Annotated in this window: 23 protein-coding genes; 8 read left to right on the top strand and 15 right to left on the bottom strand. The window is 67.2% G+C overall.

The window, feature by feature from the left end:
* Window positions 1–4 precede the first annotated feature (4 nt).
* The 3 genes from Q0044_RS03470 to Q0044_RS03460 all read left to right on the top strand — a co-directional run bounded on the left by Q0044_RS03470 (window position 5) and on the right by Q0044_RS03460 (window position 2,552).
* Window positions 5–481 (top strand): copper chaperone PCu(A)C, encoded by a 477-nt coding sequence (locus Q0044_RS03470; protein ID WP_298159619.1) that lies wholly within the window; start codon window positions 5–7, stop codon window positions 479–481.
* 75 nt (window positions 482–556) lie between these two features.
* Window positions 557–1,651, top strand: coding sequence for a redox-regulated ATPase YchF (gene ychF / locus Q0044_RS03465; protein ID WP_298159616.1), 1,095 nt, complete (start codon window positions 557–559; stop codon window positions 1,649–1,651).
* A 55-nt stretch (window positions 1,652–1,706) separates the two neighbouring features.
* Window positions 1,707–2,552 carry a DUF6065 family protein gene (locus Q0044_RS03460; RefSeq protein WP_298159776.1) on the top strand — a complete coding sequence of 282 codons (846 nt, stop codon included), beginning with the start codon at window positions 1,707–1,709 and terminating at the stop codon, window positions 2,550–2,552.
* Between the two features lie 21 nt (window positions 2,553–2,573).
* Here the strand turns inward: Q0044_RS03460 and Q0044_RS03455 are convergent, their stop codons facing one another.
* From Q0044_RS03455 to petA, 7 genes are all read right to left on the bottom strand, one after another.
* Entirely contained in the window at window positions 2,574–2,975 is a 402-nt protein-coding gene (locus Q0044_RS03455; RefSeq protein ID WP_298159614.1) for a surface-adhesin E family protein, read from the bottom strand.
* Between the two features lie 163 nt (window positions 2,976–3,138).
* Window positions 3,139–3,636 (bottom strand): hypothetical protein, encoded by a 498-nt coding sequence (locus Q0044_RS03450; protein WP_298159611.1) that lies wholly within the window; start codon window positions 3,634–3,636, stop codon window positions 3,139–3,141.
* 78 nt (window positions 3,637–3,714) lie between these two features.
* Window positions 3,715–5,361 carry a M28 family peptidase gene (locus Q0044_RS03445; RefSeq protein WP_298159608.1) on the bottom strand — a complete coding sequence of 549 codons (1,647 nt, stop codon included), beginning with the start codon at window positions 5,359–5,361 and terminating at the stop codon, window positions 3,715–3,717.
* A gap of 86 nt (window positions 5,362–5,447) precedes the next feature.
* Window positions 5,448–7,091, bottom strand: coding sequence for a M28 family metallopeptidase (locus tag Q0044_RS03440; protein WP_298159605.1), 1,644 nt, complete (start codon window positions 7,089–7,091; stop codon window positions 5,448–5,450).
* Between the two features lie 145 nt (window positions 7,092–7,236).
* Entirely contained in the window at window positions 7,237–8,094 is an 858-nt protein-coding gene (locus Q0044_RS03435) for a cytochrome c1 (RefSeq protein WP_298159603.1), read from the bottom strand.
* Window positions 8,095–8,099: 5 nt separating this feature from the next.
* Window positions 8,100–9,428: a cytochrome b gene (locus tag Q0044_RS03430; RefSeq protein ID WP_298159601.1), complete on the bottom strand. Its 1,329-nt coding sequence runs from the start codon at window positions 9,426–9,428 to the stop codon at window positions 8,100–8,102.
* Window positions 9,429–9,439: 11 nt separating this feature from the next.
* Window positions 9,440–9,985: a ubiquinol-cytochrome c reductase iron-sulfur subunit gene (gene petA / locus Q0044_RS03425; RefSeq protein WP_298159598.1), complete on the bottom strand. Its 546-nt coding sequence runs from the start codon at window positions 9,983–9,985 to the stop codon at window positions 9,440–9,442.
* A gap of 197 nt (window positions 9,986–10,182) precedes the next feature.
* Between petA and Q0044_RS03420 the strand changes: the two genes are divergently transcribed.
* The gene (locus Q0044_RS03420) at window positions 10,183–10,647 is read left to right on the top strand and encodes a tRNA (cytidine(34)-2'-O)-methyltransferase (RefSeq protein ID WP_298159595.1); all 465 of its coding nucleotides are present in this window, start codon (window positions 10,183–10,185) and stop codon (window positions 10,645–10,647) included.
* 3 nt (window positions 10,648–10,650) lie between these two features.
* Here Q0044_RS03420 and Q0044_RS03415 read toward each other — a convergent pair whose 3' ends face one another.
* Complete coding sequence (locus Q0044_RS03415) at window positions 10,651–11,904, bottom strand: dipeptidase (protein ID WP_298159592.1); 1,254 nt, start codon at window positions 11,902–11,904, stop codon at window positions 10,651–10,653.
* Window positions 11,905–11,984: 80 nt separating this feature from the next.
* Complete coding sequence (locus Q0044_RS03410; RefSeq protein ID WP_298159589.1) at window positions 11,985–13,277, bottom strand: M20/M25/M40 family metallo-hydrolase; 1,293 nt, start codon at window positions 13,275–13,277, stop codon at window positions 11,985–11,987.
* Window positions 13,278–13,403: 126 nt separating this feature from the next.
* Here Q0044_RS03410 and hemF point away from each other — a divergent pair, with 126 nt between their 5' ends.
* Together hemF and Q0044_RS03400 are read left to right on the top strand one after the other, a co-directional pair.
* Window positions 13,404–14,291 carry an oxygen-dependent coproporphyrinogen oxidase gene (hemF, locus tag Q0044_RS03405; RefSeq protein ID WP_298159586.1) on the top strand — a complete coding sequence of 296 codons (888 nt, stop codon included), beginning with the start codon at window positions 13,404–13,406 and terminating at the stop codon, window positions 14,289–14,291.
* A 76-nt stretch (window positions 14,292–14,367) separates the two neighbouring features.
* Window positions 14,368–14,757 (top strand): endonuclease domain-containing protein, encoded by a 390-nt coding sequence (locus Q0044_RS03400; protein ID WP_298159584.1) that lies wholly within the window; start codon window positions 14,368–14,370, stop codon window positions 14,755–14,757.
* Between the two features lie 54 nt (window positions 14,758–14,811).
* Here the strand turns inward: Q0044_RS03400 and Q0044_RS03395 are convergent, their stop codons facing one another.
* On the bottom strand, window positions 14,812–15,540 hold the full coding sequence (locus tag Q0044_RS03395; protein WP_298159582.1) for a glutamine amidotransferase-related protein: 729 nt from the start codon (window positions 15,538–15,540) through the stop codon (window positions 14,812–14,814).
* Between the two features lie 60 nt (window positions 15,541–15,600).
* On the opposite strand from Q0044_RS03395, the gene Q0044_RS03390 reads away from it, so the two are divergent.
* Complete coding sequence (locus tag Q0044_RS03390; RefSeq protein ID WP_298159580.1) at window positions 15,601–15,915, top strand: antibiotic biosynthesis monooxygenase family protein; 315 nt, start codon at window positions 15,601–15,603, stop codon at window positions 15,913–15,915.
* A 139-nt stretch (window positions 15,916–16,054) separates the two neighbouring features.
* Window positions 16,055–16,399: a hypothetical protein gene (locus Q0044_RS03385; protein ID WP_298159578.1), complete on the top strand. Its 345-nt coding sequence runs from the start codon at window positions 16,055–16,057 to the stop codon at window positions 16,397–16,399.
* Between the two features lie 49 nt (window positions 16,400–16,448).
* Here Q0044_RS03385 and rlmJ read toward each other — a convergent pair whose 3' ends face one another.
* From rlmJ to kbl, 5 genes are read right to left on the bottom strand one after another with little or no spacing between them, the layout of a single operon-like run.
* Window positions 16,449–17,267 (bottom strand): 23S rRNA (adenine(2030)-N(6))-methyltransferase RlmJ, encoded by an 819-nt coding sequence (gene rlmJ / locus Q0044_RS03380; RefSeq protein WP_298159577.1) that lies wholly within the window; start codon window positions 17,265–17,267, stop codon window positions 16,449–16,451.
* 56 nt (window positions 17,268–17,323) lie between these two features.
* The gene (locus Q0044_RS03375) at window positions 17,324–17,773 is read right to left on the bottom strand and encodes an opioid growth factor receptor-related protein (protein ID WP_298159574.1); all 450 of its coding nucleotides are present in this window, start codon (window positions 17,771–17,773) and stop codon (window positions 17,324–17,326) included.
* Between the two features lie 10 nt (window positions 17,774–17,783).
* Window positions 17,784–18,836, bottom strand: a complete 1,053-nt coding sequence (gene tdh / locus Q0044_RS03370; protein WP_298159571.1) for an L-threonine 3-dehydrogenase, zinc-binding type — start codon at window positions 18,834–18,836, stop codon at window positions 17,784–17,786.
* A gap of 4 nt (window positions 18,837–18,840) precedes the next feature.
* Window positions 18,841–19,146, bottom strand: coding sequence for a barstar family protein (locus Q0044_RS03365; protein ID WP_298159568.1), 306 nt, complete (start codon window positions 19,144–19,146; stop codon window positions 18,841–18,843).
* A complete protein-coding gene (gene kbl / locus Q0044_RS03360; protein ID WP_298159566.1) occupies window positions 19,146–20,339 on the bottom strand; it encodes a glycine C-acetyltransferase in 1,194 nt (397 codons plus the stop codon). Before kbl ends, Q0044_RS03365 begins: the two co-directional genes overlap by 1 nt.
* Window positions 20,340–20,509: the final 170 nt, after the last annotated feature.

Here is a 20,509-nt window from a genome sequence, read left to right as displayed (position 1 = left end):
AACCATGAAAGCCCTGCCCCTCTTCACCGCCCTGCCCTTGCTGGCCCTCGTCGCCTGCGGCCAGCCCGCCTCGTCCGGAAAGTCGGAGGCCGCCGGACCGGTGGCCGTCACCGGGGCGATCTGCCGCCCGACGCCCACCGGCCGTCAGGTGACCGGCTGCTACCTGACCCTGACGGCGCCCGCCGCCGACACCCTGGTGTCCGTCGCCTCACCCGCCTCCGCCCTCGCCCAGGTCCACGAGATGCGGATGGAGAGCAATATGATGATGATGCGGGAGCTCGAGGACGGTCTGCCCCTGCCCGCCGGCGAGTCCGTGGCCCTTGCGCCCGGCGGCAACCACATCATGCTGATGGGCGTCACAGAGCCGCTCAAGACCGGCGACACCGTGTCCCTGACCCTGACCTTCGCCACGGCCGCCCCGGTCGAGGTCACGGCCACGGTGGGCCAGCCTGCGGTCGCCGCGGCCCACACGGGTCACTGAGCTGCGGCCGCGTGCGCGACGAGCCTGACAAACGGGTTCGAACCCGCTAAAGGCTCGCCCCTCACGAGGAATACCATGGCTCTGAAAGTCGCGATCGTCGGCCTGCCCAATGTCGGCAAGTCCACCCTGTTCAACGCCCTGACCAAGACGGCGGCGGCCCAGGCGGCCAACTATCCGTTCTGCACGATCGAGCCGAACACCGGCGACGTGGCCGTGCCGGAACCGCGCCTGGAGGCCCTGGCCGAGATCGCGGGCTCGAAGGAGATCATCCCCTCGCGCATCACCTTCGTGGACATCGCAGGCCTTGTGCGCGGCGCGTCCAAGGGCGAAGGCCTTGGCAACCAGTTCCTGGCCAATATCCGCGACTGCGACGCCATCGCCTTCGTCGCCCGCTGCTTCGTCGATGACGACATCACCCATGTCGAGAACCGCATCGACCCGATCAGCGATCTCGAGATCATCGAGACCGAACTGATGCTGGCCGACCTCGAAAGCCTCGAGAAGCGCGTCGTCAACGTCGAGAAGAAGGCCAAGGGCGGCGACAAGGACGCCCAGCAGACGCTGCGCCTGATCAACATGGCCCTGACCCCGCTGCGCGCCGGCAAGCCCGCCCGCGTCGTCGAGGTGTCGAAGGAGGACGAGAAGGCCTGGCACATGCTCCAGCTGCTGACTTCCCTGCCGGCTCTGTACGTCTCGAACGTCGACGAGGGCTCGGCCGACAAGGGCAACGAACTGTCCGACCTGGTCGCAAAGCGCGCCGCCGAGGATAATGCCAATTCGGTCGTCATCTCGGCCAAGATCGACTCCGAGCTGGCCGTGCTCGACCCCGCCGAACAGGCCGAGTTCCTGGAAAGCCTCGGCCTGGCCGAGCCCGGCCTGAACCGTCTGATCCGCGAGGCCTATTCGCTGCTGGGCCTGCAGTCCTACTTCACCGTCGGACCCAAGGAGGCCCGCGCCTGGACCATCCATGTCGGCGACACTGCGCCCCAGGCGGCTGGCGTCATCCACACCGACTTCGAGAAGGGCTTCATCCGGGCCGAGACCATCGCCTTCGACGACTATGTGGCCTTCAAGGGCGAGGCCAAGGCCCGCGAGGCCGGCAAGCTGCGCGCCGAGGGCAAGGCCTATGTCGTCAAGGACGGCGACGTGATGAACTTCCTGTTCAACTGACGCGGGCCTCCGCTCATGGCATAAGGCCCGCGCGGCGTGCGGCGGAGGGCGTGAGATCATGAAGCGATTGAAGGGTTCTGCGCCGGTGCGGCCTCGGGCCGTCCCGGTCCGGGCGGCCGACACCGAACTGGTCTGCTATGTCCGCAACGGCTGGGCCCCACGCATCGCGCCGGCCTCGGCCAAACGGGGCTGGATGACGGAAACGCCGGAGAGCTTCGCCTATCGGTGCCTGCCTCTGGCCATCGCCAACAGCCACGGCTGGGAGGTTCTGAGCCCGTGCGGCTTCTCCGCTCGCTGGAACGGCGGGACCGACGCCCGTTCCGTCGAGATCGTCCTGGACGAAGGCGCCGACAGGAACTCGGCGCCCCATTCCCTGTTCGGCAGCGGCACCATCACCTTCCACGTCGACGGCATCATGCGCACGTCGGAGGGCTGGAACCTGTGGGTCGGCGGCCCGCCCAACGGGATCAAGGACGGCATCGCCCCCCTGGGCGGTGTGATCGAGACGGACTGGTCGCCCTACACCTTCACCATGAACTGGCGCTTCACCCGGCCCGACGTCTGGATCCGGTTTGAGGAGAACGAGCCCTTCTGCCACTTCTTCCCGACACCGCGCGGGGTCGTCGACCGGGTCAAACCCGAGCTCCGTCCGATGGAGGACCAGCCGGAGCTTCTGAAGACCTTCGATGCCTGGGCCGTGGCGCGCCGGGAGTTCCAGGAGTGGGTGAAGAAGACCAAGCCCTCCGCCCCCGCCGATCAGTGGCAGAAGCTCTACTATCGCGGTCTGCATCCCGACGGAAAGCCGGGGCCGGCCGACCATGAATCCAAGCTGAGGCTGTCGCCCTTCCGCCAGACCGGCTCGCGGCGCGTCTGCCCGGTCAAACCCGGAGATGAGCGCTGATCAGGGCCCGTCGCGCCGGGTTCAGGTGCAGAATTTGGCCTTGAACGCGGACGGCGCGCCGCCCGGGGCGATCGGGTTCATGCCGGCCGGCGTCGAATCGGCCGCCCCTGGAATGACCGTCCCCTCGGCCGTGTAGGCCGTATAGTTCGCATGCTGGTAGGTGTTCGCCGCGCAGTCGATCGTGATGTCGACGGTATAGTACCCTTGGCTCACGCCATCCCCGAGCGGCTGAGGCGTGCTATAGCTGACCTTCTCGAGGAAGGTGACGCGCCCGCTGGTGTGCCGGACGGTCAGCGGATTGTAGCTGATGGTCATGCCGTCGTCCGAACCGAGCTCCTCCCAGACATAGGCGGACTGGGCCATGACCGGACCATGGATCGACAGGGCCAGAACGGCGACGAACGAGGCGAGGCGGGCGGGCATCGGCATCTCCTGGCAAGGGGGCTTGGGTCACGGCGGTCGCTCGTTCGGCCAGACGCCGATCGCGGGCTTATGGTCACGCTTCCATGGGGTCAGAAAGGCGTCAATCACGAAACGATGACAGAGACGAGCCCATGGCCGGCGTGACCGGCCCCCCTGAACGTCTTCAGGGCGCGACCGCCGGCGTCGTCGCCGTGTCGGTCAGCGTTGTGCATTTGTGCAGAACCACCGGATCGCCGGCCCGATCCAGATAGGTCAGGCGCATCACGTCCCCGGTGACCTGAAACCGCAGTCGCTCGCTGTGCGCCCTGCCTTCGGACGCGCAGGCCAGGGTCGCGACATAGCCGTCTGCGACCTCGTCGATCGCCGCGATCCCGCAGCTGTTTTCATAGCCCTCGAAACGGGTCGCGGTGAGTTCGATCGGCCGGCGCTCGCCCTGCGGCGTCGCGCACCAGCTGACGTCCGCCGCCCAGCGCCCGACGAAGCTTGTGGCGCCCCGGCCAGGCAGCATCGAGGTCTGACCGCGCGCGGGCGGCGCGGACGGATCCTCCACCGTCACCGCAGCCGCCGGTTTCGTCGGCGGATTGACCGGGCCGTTGTCTCCGCAGCCTGCCAGACCGACAACAAGAAGCGCAGGAGCGACGGAGCGAAAACCGAAGGTCATGGCCCTTCAACGCCCGAGCCCCGGTCAAGGTTCAGGGCCGTCATCCCCGGATCCGGTCCGGGGATGACGGGCTTCTGCCTATTGCCGCGCGGAATCGCTCGCAGCGCGGCGGGCGCCGAACTCGGAGTTCGGCTTCCAGGTCGGCCACTCGTCGCCGTTGGCCAGCTGCAGGCCCAGGCGATACAGGAGGGTCAGGTTCTCGACCGCAGAACGCAGATCCCAGTCCGCCGACCATTCGTCCGAGGGCTTGTGATAGTTGGCGCCGAACTTCGCGTCCCAGTCCGCCTGACCGGCTTCCACGCCGCCCTCGTCCCAGTCCACGCCGTGCCAGGTCATCAGGGCCGGCACGCCCATGCGGACGAACGGGAAGTGGTCCGAGCGGGTGTAGAAGCCCTGCTCAGGCTGTCGATCGTCGGTGATCACACGACCCTCGGCCGCCGCCAGCACCGCCAGATCATCCTCCAGCGTGTTCTGTCCCTTGCCGAAGATGGCCACGTCGCGGGTCGGTCCCGACAGCGGCAGCATGTCGATATTGATGTCCGCGACCGTGGTCTCCAGCGGATAGACCGGGTTGGCGGCGTAGCCGTAGGAGCCGAGCAGGCCCATCTCCTCGGCCGCCATATGGGCGAAGACAATGGTGCGCTCGGGCGGCGGCGCGGCCTTGATCTGACGCGCCATCTCCACGATGCCGGCCGTGCCCGAGGCGTTGTCCCAGGCGCCGTTGTAGATGTTGTCCTCGGTCGTCGAGACCGGGCTGACGTGGTCCGCGCCGACGCCGACGTGATCCCAGTGGGCCGAATAGATGATGGTCTCGTCCGGACGCTCCGTGCCCGGAATCCTGGCAAGCAGGTTGTGCGTGGTCAGGGTGTCGATGGATTCCTCGTTGGCGACCGACAGGGTCACGCCGTCGAGGGCGAAGGCCTTGAAGTCTCCGCTCGCGAAACCCACCAGCGACGTCATGTCCAGACCCGCGGCGGTCGCCAAGGCAAGACCGATCGAGCGGTTGATGACGCCCGTGAACTCCAGGTCGGCAGCCCCGGGCGTCGCGGTCCGCTGACGATCATTGAACCGGGCACCGCGGGTCCAGCTGACGTCCGCCGCCTCGACCATGCTCAGAGTGATGACGCCGACGGCTCCGCGCCGGAAGGCTTCGTCAGCCTTGTACCATCCGTTCGAATAGGCCGTCGGATAGGCGCCGTTGAACCGCTCGGTGACCTCGGGCGCATCAGGTTCGCCGGCCATGACGATCACGACCTTGCCGCGCACGTCGATGTCGCCCCAGTCATCCCAGTTCCGCTCCGGCGCATTGATGCCGTAGCCGACGAACGCCAGGCCCGCGTTCTCGATCGCAGCCTTGCCGTCATTGGACCCCGAACGCAGCAGGATGTCCGTCCCGACGGTCAGGGGATGCACCGTGCCGTCGGGGCCGGTCCAGCTGGCCGAAGCCGTGCCGGCGATGGGGGTATAGCGTTTCAGCACCACCTCCTGCAGCCACTGGCCGTTCGGCCCGCCGGGCTCCAGCCCCATCGCCTCGTACTGCGCCTGCAGCCAGGCCAGGGTCATCCGCTCGCCTTCCGTCCCCGGATAGCGGCCCTGGAAGTCGTCCGAAGAGATATGGCGGATATCCTGCGAGATCCGCTCGGCCGAGAAGTCCTGGGCCGAAGCCAGTCCCGCTGAAAGCACCAGGGCCAAGGCGGCAGCACCGCCGAACAATCCACGCAACATCAGGGCTCTCCTTGCCATTTCCGGGCGGACATTAGGGTGGCCGGCGGGCGGAGGCTCATTACGGTTTCGTCATGAAAGGACCAGAGTCAGTCCCGCTCGCTCGCCGTCGCCGCCCGCGCAGGCCCGAACTCCGAGCCCTCCTTCCACTGCGGCCAGTCGCGGCTGTTGGCCAGGGCGTGCCCCAGCGACCAGTAGACCTGCAGGTCCTGGACCTGGCCGGAATAGTCCCAGTCGCCCGACCATTCGTCATCGGCCTGGTGGTAGCGGTTGGCCGTATAGGCGTCGCGCGAGGCGAGGCGTTCGGCGATCGGCTCATCCACGAAGGCGCCCGTCGACTTGGCATAGGCCATCGGGATGCCACGCTTGGCCAGCGGGAAGTGGTCGGAACGGAAATAGGTGCCCGAGGCCGGGTTGCCGTCGGGCTGGATGACACGTCCCTGGTCCTCGACGATCGCGGCCATCCGTTCGTCGAAGTCCGACTGTCCATACCCGACCACGCCGAACGCGGCCGTGCGGCCATAGACGTTGGCCGAGTCCATGTTCACGCCGCCGACCGTCGTCGCCAGGGGATAGATCGGATTGGCAGCATAGTATTCCGAGCCCAGCAGCCCGCTCTCCTCGGCCGCGAAGCCGATGAAGACGATCGACCGCTCGGGCCGTTCGCCTGCGGCATAGACCCGGGCCAGTTCGATGAGTCCGGCGATGCCCGAGGCGTTATCGATGGCGCCGTTGAAGATGGCGTCGCCGTTCGCGTCCGGCGTGCCGACCCCGATGTGGTCCCAGTGTGCGGTATAGAGGAAGGTCTCGTCCGCATGCGTGGTCCCCGGCAGGCGGCCGAGGATGTTGTGCGTTTCGATCCGCTGCGAGGAGACGTTGAACATCACGTCCATCCCGGCGCCCTCAAGAGCCACCGGCTGGAAGTCCCGGCTGCGCGCCTGGACCTTCAACGCCTCGAAATCGAGACCGGCGCGCTGGAACAGCTCCACCGCGACTTCGCGCTGGATCCAGCTTTCCATCGGCACGCGTTCGTCGGCGTTCTCGCGCACGATGTCGAAGTTCGGACCGGTCCAGCTGTTCCGTACAGTGGTCCAGCCGTAGGAGGCCGGATCGGTCTCGTGGACGATGATGACGCCCGCGGCGCCCTGACGCGCCGCTTCCTCGTACTTGTAGGTCCAGCGGCCGTAGTAGGTCATGGCCCGGCCGCCGAAGGTGTTCAGCGCCGGCTCCTCGAAGTCCGCGTCGTTGACAAGGACGACCAGGATCTTGCCCCGCATGTCCAGACCCTTGAAGTCGTCCCAGTTCCGCTCGGGCGCATGGATGCCGTAACCGACGAACACCAGCGGAGCATCCATCAGCATGACGTGATCCTGGTCCGGACGTCGGCTGGAGATGACGATCTGCTCGCCCTGGGCCAGGGGCTGGGTCCAGTCGCCGACCGTCAGCCGGGCCTGCACCCCTGATGCCGTGAACCGGTTCAGGGCGACGGCCTGGGTCCAGCCGCCGTTGTCGCCGCCGGGCTCGAGCCCGGCCGCCTCGAACTGACCCGAGAGGTAGTCGATGACCTTCTGTTCCGCCGGAGCCGCAATCCCGCGACCCTCGAAGTCATCGGCGGACAGGATTCGGATGTGTTCGGACAGGCGCGCCCCGTCGAATTCCGGTTCCTGCGCGAAAGCGACGGCGGTCAGGGACAGACCGGCGAGAAGCGCGGCGACGGCGGTGAACGAACGCATGGCGAACCCTTGAAGACTGAGCGGTTGGCTGAGGTTAGGGGGCGGTCGCCTCGCTGTCGACTTGCGCGACCCGCGACACGGCGCCCAAGAAAAAGCCCGCCGGGCGAACCCGGCGGGCTGATTTCTATCAACGATGGCAGGAGCCCTAGTGGGCGACGCCCTTCCAGATTCGGCGGTAGCTGGCGTAGGTGATGCCCGCGAAAATGGCCAGGAAGGCCAGGACCGCGATGCCCGACTGTTTCCGCTCGGTCGCCTTGGGGTCGGAGGACCAGGCGATGAAGGCGGCGACGTCCTTCGACATCTGGTCGACGGTGGCCTCGGTGCCGTCGTCATAGGTGACCTGGCCGTTGGCCAGCGGCGCGGGCATGGCGATGAAGCCGCCGGCCGGGACGTGTTCCGGATCGCCGTCCCAGAACGGGGTCATGTCGCCCGCCATGTACGGGTTGTAGTGCTGGGTCGCCGTCATCCGAAGCCCGGCCGGGGGCGCTTCGTAGCCCGACAGGAGGGAGTAGATGTAGTCGGCGCCGCCGTGACGGGCCTTGGCCATCACCGACAGGTCGGGCGGAGCGGCTCCGCCGTTCGCAGCGGCCGCGGCTGTGCGGTTCGGATAGGGGTTGGGGAATTTGTCCGCCGCGGTGGCCGGGCGACGGATCGCTTCGCCGGTCTCGGTGTCGATGTCCGCGACCTCGATCTCGGCGGCCAGGGCCCGCACGTAGCGGTTGGCGGCCGGGTTCTCGGCGTGCGGGTCATAGAAGGGACCGCCGCGCTCGCCAAGGGTGCGGAAATGCATCAGGTCCATCGAGTGGCAGGCCGCGCAGACCTCCCGGTAGACCTTGTAGCCGCGCTGCAGCTGGGCCTGGTCGAAGGTGCCGAACGGCCCCTCGAAGGAGAAGCCGCCCGAGCGCGGGTGATGGGCGCCGCCCTCGGCCAGGGCCGGGGAGGCCGCGCCGACAGCCGCGATGGCCGCCAGCGAAAGAGCCAGTTTGCGAATAGAAATCGACATCGCGATCAGCCCTTCTTTTCGGCGTCGGCGGGAGCAGCGGCGGTCATCGCGGACGGTCCCGACAGGACCGGCTCGGAGATCGACGCGGGGATCTTCAGCGGCGTCTCCTTCAGGCCCACGAAGGGCATGATCACGAAGAAGAAGGCGAAGTAGTAGAGCGTGGCCAGACGGGTCAGCCACAGGTAGCTGTTCAGCTTGCCGTCGATCAGGGTGAAGCTCGGCATGCCGGGCACCACCGGAGCGTCCGGCAGCTGGGCGCCGCACCAGCCGAGGATCAGACCCACGACTACGAAGATCAGGAAGAAGATCTTCATGGTCGGGCGATAGCGCATCGACCGCACCTTGGACGTGTCCAGCCAGGGCAGGATGAACAGGACGCCGATGGCGCCGAACATCGCCACCACGCCGCCGAACTTGTCGGGGATGGCCCGCAGGATGGCGTAGAACGGCAGCATGTACCACTCGGGCACGATGTGGGCCGGCGTCTGCAGCGGGTTGGCCGGGATGTAGTTGTCGGCGTGGCCCAGGGCGTTCGGCATGAAGAAGACGAACACCGCGAACAGCATCAGGAACAGGATCAGGGCGAAGCCGTCCTTGACCGTGTAGTAGGGGTGGAACGGGATGGTGTCCTTGGCCTCGCGCTCCTTGGGGATCAGGATCCCGACCGGATTGTTCTGGCCGGCCGTGTGCAAGGCCCAGAGGTGCAGCACCACGACGCCGAAGATCACGAACGGCAGCAGATAGTGCAGCGAGAAGAAGCGGTTCAGCGTCGCGTTGTCGATGGCCGGGCCGCCACGCAGCCAGATCAGGACCGGCTCGCCGATCACCGGGATGGCCCCGATCAGATTGGTGATGACCTCGGCGCCCCAGTAGGACATCTGTCCCCACGGCAGGACGTAGCCCAGGAAGGCTGTGGCGATCATCAGGAAGAAGATCACGCAGCCCAGGATCCAGATCATCTCCCGCGGCGCCTTGTACGAGCCGTAGTAGAGGCCGCGCAGCATGTGGATGTAGACGGCCACGAAGAACATCGACGCCCCGTTGGCGTGGACGTAGCGGATCAGCCAGCCGCCGTTGACGTCGCGCATGATGCGCTCGACCGAGGCGAAGGCCATCGCCGTGTTCGGCTGATAGTGCATGGCCAGGAAGATGCCGGTGGCGATCTGCGTGACCAGGCAGATCGTCAGGATCGCGCCGAACGTATACCAGTAGTTCAGGTTCTTCGGCGTCGGCAGCGACAGATAGTCAGCGCCGAAGCGCACGATCGGAAGCCGGGTGTCGAGCCACTTCTCGATGCCAGTCTTGGGAACGTAGGTGGATTCGTGTCCGCTCATCTTGTTCGCTCTCAGCCGATCCGAATGGTGGAGCCGGCGGTGAATTCGTATTCCGGCACGACCAGGTTCTTCGGTGCCGGCCCCTTACGGATACGGCCCGAGGCGTCGTAGTGCGAGCCGTGGCAGGGGCAGAACCAGCCGCCGAAATCGCCCGAGCCGAAGGTCGGGATACAGCCGAGGTGGGTGCAGGATCCGATCACGACCAGCATCGGCTCGTGGCCTTCCTTTGTGCGTTCCTGGTCGGTCTGAGGTTCCTTCAGGTCCGAGGCGTCGTTGTCGGCGATCACCCGCTGCAGCTCGGCGGCGGTGCGGTTGCGCACGAACACCGGCTTGCCCTGCCAGGTGATGACGATCTGCATCCCCTCGGCGACCTTGGAGGTGTCGAACTCGACGGTCGACAGCGCCAGGGTATCGGCGGCCGGGTTCATGGAGTTGACCAGCGGCCAGGCCACCATCACGCCCGCACCGACGGCTGCGGCGCCGGCAGCGATATGGATGAAGTCCCGGCGGGTGGCCTCACCTTCGGAATGTTCGTTCGTCACGACCGATTCGGCCACGTCTCACCTCTGTAAAACCCGGATCGCGGGCAGCCATGTGGCGACCCGCGTGCGAGGAAATGTCCTTAGCGCGACGGAGAGATTCCGACCCGGTCAGGCTTTGCGGCTCATCGCCGCAAGTCGCTGTGGTTATTTGAGAACCACTCGCAGTACTGACCGCGACAAGACCCCATCCCGCGCGTATGGAGGGCCTTAGAATGCGTCTCGCCCTTTTTCAACCGGCCATTCCCCAGAACGTCGGCGCCTGCATCAGGCTGTCGGCGTGTTTCGGGGTGGAGCTGCACATTATCGAGCCCACGGGCTTCCTGTTCGACGACCGGGCGATGAAGCGCGCGGCCCTCGACTACGGCCCCCTGTCCCACATGACACGCCATGCCGACTGGGATGCGTTTCAGGCGTCGAAAGGTGCGGGGCGGCTGGTCCTGTTCACGACGAAGGGCTCGACCCCGTTGACCGACTTCGTCTTTCAACCCGACGACACCCTGCTGTTCGGTTCGGAAAGCTCAGGCGCGCCGGACCACGTCCACGCCGCCGCCGACGCCCGCGTCTTCATCCCGATTCTGCCCGAGGCGCGTTCGCTGAACCTGTCGGTCAGCGCGGGGATCGGCCTGTTCGAATCCCTGAGGCAGACCGGCGGCGCCGGGTCCGCGCCGCGCGGCTGAGTCCTAGTCCGGGGCCCCGACCGCCGGAATCGCCGCCAGACTGGGCCGCTCGCCCGCTTTTGACGCGGCCACGGCCTCGACAGCGCGCATGACCCGCAGCACGTTTTCGCCGGCCAGCTTGCGAATGTCGGCGTCCGTCCAGCCCGCCGCCATCAGGGCCGCCAGAATGCGCGGATAGGCGTCGACCCCCTGCACATCGACCGGCAGGCTGGTGACGCCATCGAAATCGCCGCCGATACCCACGTGGTCGATCCCGGCCACGTCGCGGACATGCTGGATGTGGGCGACCACATCGGCGATGCCGGCTGTCGGCTGCGGATGGGCCGCGTCCCAGGCCGCCGTGCCCGCCGTCACCGCGGCAGGATCGCCCGGATTGAGCGCCAGCAGCCGGGCCGCCTCGGCCGCCCGGTCCGCGCTCCAGCTCCGGACCGCCTCCGAGATGAAGCCCGGCACGAAGGTGACCATCACCACGCCGCCGTCATCCTTCATGGCGCGCAGAATACTGTCGGGCACGTTGCGGGGATGGGCCGTCACCGCCCGCGCCGAGGAGTGGGAAAAGATGACCGGCGCCTCGGACACCCGCATGGCGTCGACCATCGTCTCCTCCGAGACGTGGCTGAGGTCGACCATCATGCCGATCCGGTTCATCTCGCGGACCACGTCCTCGCCGAACGGCGACAACCCGCCCCATTTCGGGGCGTCGGTGGCGCTGTCGGCCCAGGTCGTCGTCTTCGAATGGGTCAGGGTGATGTAGCGCGCGCCCGCCTGATGGAACTCGCGCAGAAGGCCCAGCGAATCGTCGATCGAATAGCCGCCCTCCATCCCGATCAGGGAGGCGATCCTGCCCGCCGCATGGATGCGCTCGACGTCGTCGGCCGTGGTGGCCAGTTCGAACACATCGGGATGGGCGGCGACGATGCGGCGGACGGTGTCGATCTGTTCGAAGGTCTCGCGCGCCGCCTCGGTCGGGGTCAGGGTCGCCGGCACATAGACCGACCAGAACTGACCGCCGACACCCCCGGCCCTCAGGCGCGGGATGTCGGTATGAAGCGCGGTTGAGGCGTCGAGATTGGTCGACAGATCGACGGCATGCGGGTCGTTGCCGTAGCCCTGCCGCAGCGCCCAGGGCAGGTCGTTGTGGCCATCGATCAGGGGGGTGGTCCGCAGAATCTCCCGCGCCCTCGCCTCTCCCTCCTGGGCCGCCGCCGGCAGGGCCAGGGCGAGGGCGGACACGGCGAGCAGGCAGGAGCGGATCATGACGACCTCCGGAAGACGATGACGGACGGAGACTGGCAGACGCCGGCGCCCGAAGGAAAGCGGCGATCGGTCACCCTCGGCTATTCGCCCAGGCTCAGGCGGCCGATCAGGACCGCCGCCCGCTGCGACTGGCGTACCAGACTGTCGAGGTCGATCGATTCGCCGACGGCATGGGCGCCTGATCCGGCCGTGCCGAGCCCGCCCAGGGTGTCTACGTCGGCGGCGACGAACCCTGAATCCGCTGCGCCCCGTTTCGCCGGATCGTAGGGGGCCATCTCCGGCAAGCCGAGGTCGCGGTTGACGGCGTTGAGCCGCTCCAGAAGGGCGGTGTTGCCCGGCGTCGGGGCCATCGGCGGATAACCGTCCGGCGCGAATTCCAGCTCGGCCGTCGTCTTCGGCAGATGATCCTCCACGATCCCCGCCATCCGCTCGCGCACGCGCGCGTCCTGTTCGGGCGTCAGGGTGCGCAGATCGCCGCGCGCAATCGCTGTCTCGGCGACGATATTGGTCTTGCCCGAGGCCTCGACCCGGAAGCCGTCCGCATCGATCTCCGCCGGCGTCCCGCCCGCGATCACCCCGACGTTGTAGGTCAGGTTCGGCTCCGGCAGTTCGCGCCGGAAGGTGTCGAGGATGCGGGCCATCTCGTAGATCGCGCCATAGCCGAGATTGTCCCCGAACACCCCGCTGGAATGACCGGTCCGGCCGCCGGTGGTCAGGGTCCAGCTGGACGAACTGCGCCGCGCGATGGTGCCGAACTCCTCGCCGTCCTCAATGGCCAGGCCCTCGAACTCCAGGGCGAAGTCCGCGACCCGCCCCGCCTCGATCAGGTCCCGCCGCGCGATCGCCAGCGGCGCGCCCGGCCTTTCCTCGTCGCCGGTCAGGACGATGGTGATGTTCGACCCCTCCAGCGTTCCTGCCGCCTGCATGGCCCGGAGGGCGGCGATGATCACCACGACCCCGCCCTTGTCGTCGCCGATGCCCGGGCCGGTCGCCTGCGAGCCGTCGCGCACGAAGGTCTGGAAAGGGCTGTCCACCTCGAACACCGTGTCGAGGTGGCCGATCAGCAGGACGTTCCTGCCGCCGCCGTCGTGGGTCGCGATCAGATGTCCGGCCCGGCCCGTCTCGCTCATGTCGACCCAGCGCACGTCGAAGCCCAGTGGCTCGAGCTCGGCGCGGACCATCTCACCCACCGTCGTCACGCCCGCCAGGTTCAGGGTGCCCGAGTTCACATTGACCAGCCGCTCCAGCAGATCGATGTGACGGCCATGCCCGGCGACGACCTCGGCCATGATCGTCCGCTCGGCCTCTGGCGTCTGGGCCATCGCGGGTGCGGCCAGGACGAGGCCGATCAGGGCAGGCAGGATCAGTCGCATGGACGGTACTCGCTGTGGGACGGTGACCGTGGCCGACGTCGGGGAGCGAGTAAAGCGCGGCGGGCGGTATCCCGGTTCAACCGCCACCCCGTGACCTCAGGCTTCAGACGTGATTGAACGCGGCCCATGAGCCAGGCCCCCCTCCCCGACGCCGATCCGCTTGACCTGAAGAAGATCGAAACCCGCGCCTGGTTCGAGGCGCTGCGCGACCGGATTCACGCCGGCTTCGAGGCGCTGGAGGACGCGGCACCCGCCGACCTCTTCCCGGGCGAGGCCGGCCGTTTCGTCCGTACGGCCTGGGACAGGCCGGCCGGCGGCGGCGGGGTCATGGGAATGATGCACGGCCGCCTGTTCGAGAAGGTCGGCGTCCACGTCTCCACCGTCCACGGCGAGTTCCCGGCCGACTATGCGAAGACGGTGCCGGGTGCCGCCGAAGACCCCCGCTTCTTCGCCACCGGCATCAGCCTGATCTGCCATCCGGTCAGCCCGCGCATCCCGGCCGTGCACATGAATACCCGCTTCATCGCCACGACCAGGAGCTGGTTCGGGGGCGGCGGCGACCTGACCCCCGTGCTCGACATCGACCGTCGTCAGGACGCCCCGGACACGGTCGCCTTCCATGCCGGGATGAAGGCGGCCTGCGACGCCCACGACCCGACCTGGCATCCGAAGTTCAAGGCCTGGTGCGACGATTATTTCTTCCTGTCGCACCGGAACGAGCCGCGCGGCACAGGCGGGATCTTCTACGACCACCATGACTCGGGCGACTACGAAAAGGATTTCGCCTTCACCCGTGATGTCGGCGACGCCTTCCTCGAGACCTACTCGTCCATCGTCGAACGCCGCATGAGCGAGGCCTGGACGCCGGAAGAGCGCGAGGAACAGCTCGTCCGTCGCGGCCGCTACGTCGAGTTCAACCTGCTCTACGACCGCGGCACGATGTTCGGCCTCAAGACCGGCGGCAACGTGGACTCGATCCTGAGCTCGATGCCGCCGGTGGTGAAATGGCCGTGAGGTGACTTGTCACCTCTCCATTCGCGTAGGCGAATGGGGAGGACAGACCGCGAAGCGGTCAGGAGGGGGCGACCCTATGCCGGACAGTCAAAGCTACATCCGCGCAAAAGCGTTCCGCCGCATCATGACACCGCCAGAAGCGCGCCTCTGGTCCTGCCTGCGTGCTTCCAGATTTCGTGGCATCAAGTTTCGTCGGCAACATCCCATCGGCCCTTACATCCTCGACTTTTACTGCACGGCAGCGCGCCTCGCGATCGAAGTCGATGGCGCGGTGCATGACACTCCGGACGCAGGTCGCCGCGATCAACGGCGAACCGCATGGCTCGCGACGCAAGGCGTCAAGGTGATCCGCCTACGGGCCGAGGATGTCCGGACGGAACTGGACGGCGTACTCGGTTTCATTGGCGAGGCTGTCAGGGCAAGGCTGAACGACCCGCCGCCGGTGTCGCCCCCTCCTGGTCGCTGACGCGACCTGTCCTCCCCACCGCCGTTCGGCGCTGGAGAGGTGACACTGTCCCCCTCAGATTCCGCTGCCCTCCCCCTCGACCGGCGGCGGGGTCAGCATGAGGAAGGCGCGGATCCAGGCCGTCAGCACCGCGCGGTCATTGGACCGGGACAGGCTGGCCATGGCCTCGTCCGCCAGGGCTTCGGGAATGCGCGTTCCCCGCCGGCTTTCCACCAGGGCGGCGGCGTAGTCCGGCTGAAACTCCGGATGGCACTGGAAGGACATGGCGTCATCCCAGGCCAGTCCGGCGAAGGGCGTGAAGTCGCTGGTCGCAATGACCCGCGCATCGGCCGGCGGGACCAGAACCTGATCCTGATGCGAGACCGGAATGGCGATGGAGGCGGCGCGCGGGAACATCCACGGTTCCTGCGCGACCACCGCATAGCGATGCAGGCCGACGCCCCAGCCCTTGTCCGACTTCTCGACCCGGCCGCCGAAGGCATGCGCCATGACCTGATGCCCGAAACAGATGCCGACCAGCCGCGTCCGCCCTCGCGCCGCACGCAGCCAGTCGATCAGGGGCGGGATCCAGGGCAGATCGTCATAGACCCCGGCCGCCGACCCGGTGACGATCGCGCCCTGAAACTCGCCCGGATCGTTCGGCAGCCGCCCCGACTGGACGTCGAACCGCACCGTGGCCACGCCTTCGCCCAGCAGGGCCCGGAACCGCGCCGGATAGTCGTCGAACGCATCCTTCAGCGCCTCGGGCGGCTTGCCGGTTTCCAGGATCGCGATGGGTTTCATGACTCCATAGGGACCGGTCTGTGATGGCGGGACAAGGGCAAAGGCGCTACAGCCCCGCTCATGACCGATCCGGACGCCGACATCGCCCCCGTGGTTCTGATCAATGTGTTCAAGGTCCAGCCCGAAAAGCAGGACGAACTGCTCGATATGCTGGCGGAACTGACCCGCGCACAGGTCGGCCTGCCGGGCTTCGTCTCGGCCACCCTGCACCGGGGCCTCAACGGCAAGACGGTGGTCAACCAGGCGGTCTGGCGCTCGGTCGAGGACTGGAAGGCGATGACCCGCACCGCAGCCGTCTCCGCCGCCATGTTGCCGATCATGGCCATCGCGACCTTCGAGCCCAACCTCTACGAGGCCGGCGAAGTCATCGAATAACTCCCCTCTCCCATTGGGAGAGGTTTTGAGTGTCCCGAAGCGCTGCGATTGGAACCGCGAAAGGGTGAGGGTCGTGCTCTACCGGTCAGACCTCACCCGCCTCCGTCTCTCTCCGCTGGTCACCCTGCACCCAGGTTTGATGGCCCGCAGCAACAACCATGAGCTTATTTTGAAAACGATTTCCCGTCACGCTACCTTGAGCGTGAAGGAAAATCCGATGAACGCGAAACCTTGGTTCAACCATAAGCGCTACGGAGCAGGCTTCTCGGCTGGATCGTGGCAGGGTTGGGTGGTGACGATCGCCTACGGCGTCACTGTTGTGTTGGGATCGAGAGCCATTCTGGTTTGGGGCGACGATTCGTGGTCCAGCCTGGTTATCGCCCTCGCCTTCATTGCGGCTATGACTTTTGTCTATGCCGGAATCGTCTGGCGGACGCGCGATCGGAGCCGACGCGTGAAGTGGCGCTGGGGACGATCAGAATAAGCGTCTGGCATTCCCCCGGGCAAGGCCGTCTCCCAACGGGAAAAAGAACCTATACCCGCCAGACTTCCGCCCTCGCGCCTGTGTCGCCCAGATTGCCCGCCACCCAGCCGCAGATCTCCGCCGCCGCCTCATCCGCGCCCTCCGGCGGATTGACCACCACCATGGCGCAGCCGTTCATCTTCATCGGATTGGTCAGGGGCCTCAGCCGCGCCTCGGCCACCAGGGTCGGCGCGCCCGTCCCCGACGCCAGCCGGCGCAGGAAGCCGTCGAAGGTCTCCAGGTCCTTCAGCGGCGTCCAGATCGCCACGACCGCCGTCGGGTCCGCTTTCACGATCGCCGCCGCCGTGTCCGCCGCGCGCAGGTAGTCGTCGGGCCGCTCGAACGGCGGGTCGATCAGCACCAGCGCCCCGCGGGCCTGACGCGCCTCGGCCAGCACCAGATCATAGCCGTCCCCGATCTCGCCTCTGGCGGCCGGGAAGCCCGCGAGGCTCTCGCGCAGCAAACCGGCCATCTCCTCGCGGAGCTCGAACCCGACATAGGCGTCTGCGGGTATCAGGTTCCGCGCCACCAGCACCGGCGACCCGGGATAGAAGCGCACCCCGCCCTGTGGATTCAGCGCCGTGACCTCGGCCGCCAGCGCCTCGATCAGGGCCGGACGGTCCGCCGCCGCCATCAGACGCTCGACCCCGGCCTCGGCCTCGCGTGACCGCGTCGCGTCGCCCGTCAGATCGTAGAGCCCCGCGCCTGCGTGGGTGTCCAGCACGAGCACCGGCCCGGCCGCCTGCCGCGTCTTCAGCAGCCACAGGACGAGGGCGTGCTTGACCAGGTCGGCGAAATTCCCGGCGTGGAAGCTGTGGCGGTAGTTCATGTCGCTCCGTCTCCTTCCCGGCACTCCGGGTCAAGCGGAACCGGACGGCCAACGGCCTAGGCCCGGGACCAGAATCCCAGCGTCGGCTTGCCGATCGGTGAGCCGGCCTCCTCCACCCTGGCCAGGATGAAGGTCCGGAAGGCATCGGCGAGCTCGTCGCCGCGCAGCAGGCGCAGCGATTTGATGATCCGGGTGATCCTCAGGTGGTTGTGGTCGCTCGCCGTCAGCCAGTGGCCGTTCCGGTGATAGAAGACCGCCAGCCGATCGGTCGCCGCCGCCAGCGACGCCTGAGCCGCCGGCGACTCCCGGATCTCCTCGACGTCTTCCCCGGTGAGAATCGGCGCGTTCGGATTGGCCCCGGATCGTTCACTCAGAGGGAAGAGCCACTGGATGAAGTCATGCCCCTGCTCGATGGCGGCATCGTCCATCGCAATGACGTCGAAGACCTCCCGGCCCGCGTCGTCGGTCCCGGAGCCGGTCAGGAAGTCGAAGACAGCGCTGCTCAAGCCGCCCCCATCAGGCGGCCTTGTCCCAGTCCAGAATAACCTTGCCCGACTGGCCGGACTTCATCGCATCGAAGCCTTCGCGGTAGTCGGCGTAGGACAGGCGGTGGGTGATCAGGGGCTCCAGATCCAGCCCGGCCTTGAGCAGGCCCAGCATCTTGCGCCAGGTCGTGAACATCTCGCGCCCGTAGACTCCCTTGATGGTCAGGGCCTTCAGGATGATCGCGCCCCAGTCGGTCTCCATCGGCTTCGACGGAATGCCCAGCAGCGCCATGCCGCCGCCCATGATCAATGTGTCCACACACTGTTTGAAGGCGATCGGCGAGCCCGACATTTCCAGGGCCACGTCGAACCCGACCTTGAGGCCCAACTCCTTCATCACGTCGTGCAGGTCTTCCCTGGTGGTGTTTACCGTCCGCACGCCCGGCGCGACCTTCTGCGCCAGCTCCAGGCGGAAGTCGTTGATGTCGGTCAGGACCACCGTCCGCGCGCCTGCGTGACGGGCGACAGCGGCCGCCATCATGCCGATCGGTCCCGCGCCGGTGACCAGCACATCCTCGCCGAGCAGGTCGAACTGCTGGGCCGTGTGCACGGCGTTGCCGAACGGGTCGAGCATCGAGGCGACTTCGTACGAGACGTCGTCGGGCAGCTCGATCACGTTGAAGGCGGGCGCCACGACGAACTCGGCGAAGGCGCCCTGGCGGTTCACGCCGATGCCGCGCGTGTGCGGATCGAGGTGGAAGTGGCCCGCCCGGGCGGCCTCGGAGTTCAGGTCGATGACATGCCCCTCGGCCGAGACCCGCTGGCCGATCTTCAGCGGGCGCTGGACGTCCGACCCGATGGCGACGATCTCGCCGGCAAACTCGTGCCCCGTGATCATCGGCGTCGGGACGTTCTTCTGGGACCACTCGTCCCAGTTCCAGATGTGGATGTCGGTGCCGCAGACGGCCGTGCGGTGGACGCGGATCAGCACGTCCTCGGGTCCCGCCACGGGGATCGGCGCGTCGATCAGCTCGAGGCCAATGCCGGGGGCCGTCTTGGCCAGGGCCTTCATGGTAGTGGTCATCGTTTCATCGCCTCAGGGGGGTAAGCGTCAGTGTAACGGGTTGCCAGTTCGGATCGTCGTTCGGGCTGTCCCTGATGTCTTCAAGGGTGCTCATCAGCGCCTTGTAGTCGCGACGGCCAAGCCGTCGTTCGAGCGCTGACGAGTTGATCAACACTATGTCGAGAGGCTCTTTGACGAAGTAGGCAAGTTCAGAAAGCGCGTCGAGGTTCCGGCCAAACCAGATCGGCAAGCCGGGAAGTTCGGCGACGAGATCGTGGACATCTTCCAGTCCATCGATCTTGCCGCTTTCGATCTCCAGCCGGAGCGGCATCAGATCACTCCCAGTTCCCTACCCGCCGTCGTGAACGCCGCGACCGCTTGATCGATGTGGTCGAAGGTGTGCGCCGCCGACATCTGTGTCCGGATGCGCGCCGCGCCGCGCGGCACCACCGGGAAGCTGAAGCCGATGACGTAAACGCCGAGCTCCAGCATCCGCGCCGCCATCGTCTGGGCCAGTTTGGCGTCGCCCAGCATGACCGGAACGATCGGATGCTGACCGGGCAACAGGTCGAAACCGGCCGCGGCCATCGCGCCCCGGAAGCGGGCGGCGTTTGCGGTCAGCTGGTCGCGCAGTGTGTCGCCCTCTTCGCCCTGAGCGATGCGGATGGCCTCGAGCGAGGCGCCGCAGACGCTGGGGGCCAGGGCGTTGGAGAACAGGTAGGGCCGGGCCCGCTGCTTCAGCAGCTGGACCACCGCCGAGGTCGCGCAGATGAAGCCGCCCATCGCGCCGCCCAGGGCCTTGCCGAAGGTGCCGGTCACGAAATCGACCTTCACGCCGTGGTGGGCGTAGGAGCCGCGCCCCTGCGGACCCAGGAAGCCGGTGGCGTGACAGTCGTCGACCATGATCAGGGCGCCGTACCGGTCGGCCAGTGCGCGGATCTCGTCGAGCTTTGCGATATAGCCGTCCATCGAGAAGGCGCCGTCGGTGGCGATGACGATGTCACGCGCGCCGTCGGCCCGGGCCTGTTTCAGCTGGGCTTCGAGGTCGGCCATGTCGGAGTTGGCGAAGCGATAGCGTCTGGCCTTGCACAGCCGAACGCCGTCGATGATCGAGGCATGGTTCAGGCTGTCGGAGACGATCGCGTCCTCTGCCCCGAACAGGGGTTCGAACAGGCCGCCGTTGGCGTCAAAGGCGGCGGCGAACAGGATCGAATCCTCGAAGCCGAGATAGTCGGCGATGGCCCGTTCCAGCTGTTTGTGGATGTCGAGCGTGCCGCAGATGAAGCGGACCGAGGCGGTGCCGGCCCCGCGCAGTTCGGCGGCATTGTTCCCCGCCGCCACAACCCGCTCGTCGCCGGCCAGGCCCAGATAGTTGTTGGCGCAGAAGTTGAGGACCTTTCGGCCCCCGACCTGGATCACCGGTCCCTGGCGCGATTCAATGACCCGCTCGGGCTTGGTCAGCCCCTGGGCGTCGATGTCGGAAAGCTCGGCCGCAACGCGGTCGTGAAAGCCTGTGGTTTGCATGGCGCGGAGCTACGCCCTTTCGCGAATGGATTCCAGCACTGCGACCCTCGGCTCCACGAGAGCCCGGTCCGGACTCCGAAATACAGTCCGAAGCGTTCGAAGCGTTCGAAGCGTCCGCAAGACCGCAAACGACGACGGCTCGGACGCGAGCCTGCTGCATTATGCGCCCG

Source organism: Brevundimonas sp. (assembly GCF_027484365.1).
Lineage (GTDB): Bacteria > Pseudomonadota > Alphaproteobacteria > Caulobacterales > Caulobacteraceae > Brevundimonas.
The sequence above is the reverse complement of the archived record's forward strand: the minus strand, read 5'-3'. Positions and strand labels throughout refer to the sequence as shown.

What these genes read in the sequence shown, in the direction of transcription:
- Q0044_RS03470 (WP_298159619.1), top strand. Translation starts at nt 5, where the DNA reads ATGAAAGCCCTGCCCCTCTTCACCGCCCTGCCCTTGCTGGCCCTCGTC.
- ychF (WP_298159616.1), top strand. Translation starts at nt 557, where the DNA reads ATGGCTCTGAAAGTCGCGATCGTCGGCCTGCCCAATGTCGGCAAGTCC.
- Q0044_RS03455 (WP_298159614.1), bottom strand. Translation starts at nt 2,975, where the DNA reads ATGCCCGCCCGCCTCGCCTCGTTCGTCGCCGTTCTGGCCCTGTCGATC.
- Q0044_RS03450 (WP_298159611.1), bottom strand. Translation starts at nt 3,636, where the DNA reads ATGACCTTCGGTTTTCGCTCCGTCGCTCCTGCGCTTCTTGTTGTCGGT.
- Q0044_RS03445 (WP_298159608.1), bottom strand. Translation starts at nt 5,361, where the DNA reads ATGTTGCGTGGATTGTTCGGCGGTGCTGCCGCCTTGGCCCTGGTGCTT.
- Q0044_RS03440 (WP_298159605.1), bottom strand. Translation starts at nt 7,091, where the DNA reads ATGCGTTCGTTCACCGCCGTCGCCGCGCTTCTCGCCGGTCTGTCCCTG.
- Q0044_RS03435 (WP_298159603.1), bottom strand. Translation starts at nt 8,094, where the DNA reads ATGTCGATTTCTATTCGCAAACTGGCTCTTTCGCTGGCGGCCATCGCG.
- Q0044_RS03430 (WP_298159601.1), bottom strand. Translation starts at nt 9,428, where the DNA reads ATGAGCGGACACGAATCCACCTACGTTCCCAAGACTGGCATCGAGAAG.
- Q0044_RS03420 (WP_298159595.1), top strand. Translation starts at nt 10,183, where the DNA reads ATGCGTCTCGCCCTTTTTCAACCGGCCATTCCCCAGAACGTCGGCGCC.
- Q0044_RS03415 (WP_298159592.1), bottom strand. Translation starts at nt 11,904, where the DNA reads ATGATCCGCTCCTGCCTGCTCGCCGTGTCCGCCCTCGCCCTGGCCCTG.
- Q0044_RS03410 (WP_298159589.1), bottom strand. Translation starts at nt 13,277, where the DNA reads ATGCGACTGATCCTGCCTGCCCTGATCGGCCTCGTCCTGGCCGCACCC.
- hemF (WP_298159586.1), top strand. Translation starts at nt 13,404, where the DNA reads ATGAGCCAGGCCCCCCTCCCCGACGCCGATCCGCTTGACCTGAAGAAG.
- Q0044_RS03400 (WP_298159584.1), top strand. Translation starts at nt 14,368, where the DNA reads ATGCCGGACAGTCAAAGCTACATCCGCGCAAAAGCGTTCCGCCGCATC.
- Q0044_RS03395 (WP_298159582.1), bottom strand. Translation starts at nt 15,540, where the DNA reads ATGAAACCCATCGCGATCCTGGAAACCGGCAAGCCGCCCGAGGCGCTG.
- Q0044_RS03390 (WP_298159580.1), top strand. Translation starts at nt 15,601, where the DNA reads ATGACCGATCCGGACGCCGACATCGCCCCCGTGGTTCTGATCAATGTG.
- Q0044_RS03385 (WP_298159578.1), top strand. Translation starts at nt 16,055, where the DNA reads ATGGCCCGCAGCAACAACCATGAGCTTATTTTGAAAACGATTTCCCGT.
- rlmJ (WP_298159577.1), bottom strand. Translation starts at nt 17,267, where the DNA reads ATGAACTACCGCCACAGCTTCCACGCCGGGAATTTCGCCGACCTGGTC.
- tdh (WP_298159571.1), bottom strand. Translation starts at nt 18,836, where the DNA reads ATGACCACTACCATGAAGGCCCTGGCCAAGACGGCCCCCGGCATTGGC.
- Q0044_RS03365 (WP_298159568.1), bottom strand. Translation starts at nt 19,146, where the DNA reads ATGCCGCTCCGGCTGGAGATCGAAAGCGGCAAGATCGATGGACTGGAA.
- kbl (WP_298159566.1), bottom strand. Translation starts at nt 20,339, where the DNA reads ATGCAAACCACAGGCTTTCACGACCGCGTTGCGGCCGAGCTTTCCGAC.